Origin of the sequence: Cellulomonas biazotea (assembly GCF_004306155.1) — a bacterium.
Classification (GTDB): Bacteria; Actinomycetota; Actinomycetes; order Actinomycetales; family Cellulomonadaceae; genus Cellulomonas; species Cellulomonas biazotea.
The window spans coordinates 1-2,884 of sequence record NZ_BIMR01000423.1; the positions used below are offsets into that span (position 1 = coordinate 1).

Sequence of the window (2,884 nt, forward strand, 5' to 3'; positions counted from 1 at the left end):
GGGGGGGACGCAAAGCCACGGGACCCACGAGGTCAGCCGGGCTACCGAACAGACAGGAAGCCACCATGGACCAGCGCGGGTTCTCCGTCGACCCCTCCGAGGCCGCCACCCCCTTCATCCTGCCGGCCACGCGCCTGCAGGCCTGGGCGGCGCTCGCGGAGCGGCGTTCGCACACCCTCGAGCTCATCCCGGCGCAGCGCGACCACCTGGCCGCCTGACGCTCGCAGTTCCCCCTCGTTCACCGGTCCCGGGCATCCCGGGGCCGGTGTTCGTGCTTCCCGGGAACGCTCCCGCGCCCGACACTTTCGCCCGCATCGCCCGGGTTGGTCCGGAACGCGTTGAGACGCGCGCGCGGCGGGCGGGTCAGAGCTCGCCGTGGCGTTGCAGGTAACGCATCGCGGCCCAGCCGAACGGGATCCGCAGCCAGTAGGTCAGCGCGCGGAACAGCACGGCGATGGACGTCGCGACACCCGCGTTGATGCCGGCGATCGTGGTGAGCGAGAAGGCGAGCGAGAGCTCGACCGTGCCCATCCCCCCGGGGGTCGGGACGAGCGCACCGGCGGTGTTGCCCGCGAGGTAGACGAGCGCGACCTGGATCAGCGTCGCCTCCTGGCCGAGGGCCTGCAGGCACGCGTCGAACGCGAGGATGTAGCCGAGGGTCATCGCGAGGTTGGCGCTGATGGCGAGCGCGAGCCGCCAGGGCTGGCCGAGCACCTCGATGAGCCGCGGCCACGTGCGGCGCAGCGTCGGCATCGACTTGGCGAGCACCCACTGGCGCACGGGCGGCACGAGCAGCGACGCGCCGACGAGCGCGGCGACGATCCCGACGGCGATGAGCACGGCGGGCGAGATGGGCAGCGCGGACTCGTCGCGGCCGGACAGGACCGTGAGCGCCAGCAGCAGCACGAGCGTGACGACGAACTGGCTGACCTGCACGAGCGCGACCGTGGCGGCGCTGAGCGGTGCCGAGACGCCGCGCTTGGTGAGCATCCGCAGGTTGAGCGCGGCCGGGCCGATACCGGCGGGGGCGGCGAGGGCGACGAACGTCGCCGCCGTCTGGACGAGCGTCGCACGCCACACCGACAGCCTGACGGGCGAGAACGCGACGAACGCGAGCGCGGCGGTGACGAGCGTGCTCATGCCGAGGCCGAACGCGAGCACCGACCAGCGCCAGTCGCTCTCGGAGAGCGCCTCGCCGATGACCTCGACGTTGATCGTCGTGAGGATCGCGAAGATCGCGACGACCGTGAGCAGGATCGTCACGACGGTGCGGGCGCCGAACCGCACGAGCTGCTCGGGCTCGACGCTGGCCTCGGGCAGCCGGGCGACGAGCGCGGTGCGCAGGTCGGCGAGCACCTGCTTGTGCGCGCGCATCTCGACGCGGGTCTCGCGCGGCAGCGTGATCGTCTGGAACAGCGGCCCGATCGCGGCGATGTCGGAGTCAGGCAGCACGGCCGACGCGGACTCGAGGGCGCGTGCGGCACCGACCCGCAGCGCGAGGAGGGCGACGAGCTGCGTGACGTCCATGCGCCGGGCCAGGTCGGACGACGCGACGTCGCCCTGCTCCCACCCGGTGATCCAGACCATGGGCCGGCCGAGCAGGTCGTCGACGAGGACGACGTCGCTGGTGAGGGCGCGGTGCGCGACGCCGGCGTCGTGCGCGAGCTGCAGCTGCGCCCAGATCTCGTGGAGCAGGTCGTCGGTGAGGCGCTCGGGCGGCAGGTCGGCCAGCGGCACGGCGGACCCGGGCCGCTCCTGCACGAGGAGCATCGAGTCCTCGGCCTCGGCGATGGACAGCAGGTTGGGGGTGCGGACGCCCGCGGCGCGCGCGGCGTAGGCGAGGAGCGCGGCGCGGCTGGTCGCCTGCCGCAGGGAGACGACGGAGCGACCCTCGATGCCGCGCATCCGGATCGAGCGCCACAGGCGGGCGAGGCCGCCGACGACCTGCCGGTCGCCGTCGATGACGACGACGTCGAGCTCCTCGCCCTGCCGTGTCGTCAGCTGGTAGACGCGGTGGCCCGTGGACCGGGTGAGCGCGCGGGCGGCGGGGGAGCCGTCGAGCTCGACGGGCGGGGTGCCCTCGCGCTCCGCGAGGCGGGCGGCGTCGGCGTCGGTCGTGTCGTCGGCGACGCGGCTCAGCAGGGCCGGGTCGAACCCGGCGCGGCGGATCCCCGCGAGCAGGGCGGGGCCGTACGCGCGCTCGGACCGCACGCCGGACAGGTAGCGCACGCCCATGCCGGCGACGCGGCCGACCAGCAGCGAGATGAGCAGGCCCGGCAGGGAGACGCGCGCGGTGATGAGCAGCACCCCGGCGGTGACCCACAGGACGCTCCACGACCAGTCGACGGTCCGGCGCCGGCCGCGCGGTCCGGCGACCGTCAGGAGGGCCGTGACCAGGGCGAACGCGGGCGGGAGGGTGAGGACCCACTCGCCGCGCAGGCGGATCGAGAGCGACACCGCGAGGTCGGTCGTGGCCCAGTGCACGACGGCGAAGCGGATCGCCTCGTTGAGCAGCACCGCGAGCAGCGCGGCGACGGTGCCCTCGAGCACCTGCCGGCCGAGGCGGCGGATCGCGAGCTCGGCCAGCACGGCGAGCGGAACGACGAGCACGAGCACGGCCTCGAGCGCCGAGACGGGCACGAAGAGGATGTTCTGCAGGATGGTCGCGAAGCCCTGCACGTCCTCCGCGACGCCCGTCGTGGTGTTCGGCGCGTAGATCGCGAGGACGAGCACGCCGACGATGCCGAGCGCGTAGAGCACGGTGCCGAGCAGGTCGCTCGGGTGGTGGACCCGGACCGCGGGGACGTCCTCGACGACGACCTGCGTGTCGTCCGCCGACGGCGTCCCGCCCGGGGTGCGCGCGACGGCCGCACGGTCCGCGTCG

General features: G+C 74.2%; 2 protein-coding genes and 1 riboswitch. Of the genes, one reads left to right on the forward strand and one right to left on the reverse strand.

What is annotated here, in order from left to right; genetic code table 11:
* Positions 1–49: riboswitch (cyclic di-GMP riboswitch) on the forward strand. This riboswitch is flagged as partial in the annotation.
* A gap of 16 nt (positions 50–65) precedes the next feature.
* Positions 66–218 carry a hypothetical protein gene (locus tag CBZ_RS21190; RefSeq protein WP_165446869.1) on the forward strand — a complete coding sequence of 51 codons (153 nt, stop codon included), beginning with the start codon at positions 66–68 and terminating at the stop codon, positions 216–218.
* Between the two features lie 145 nt (positions 219–363).
* Here the strand turns inward: CBZ_RS21190 and CBZ_RS19735 are convergent.
* A partial coding sequence (locus CBZ_RS19735) for a lysylphosphatidylglycerol synthase transmembrane domain-containing protein (protein ID WP_246013565.1) occupies positions 364–2,884 on the reverse strand: 2,521 nt, incomplete at its 5' end.

Coding starts and splice junctions, on each gene's coding strand:
- CBZ_RS21190 (WP_165446869.1), top strand. CDS start 66: ATGGACCAGCGCGGGTTCTCCGTCGACCCCTCCGAGGCCGCCACCCCC.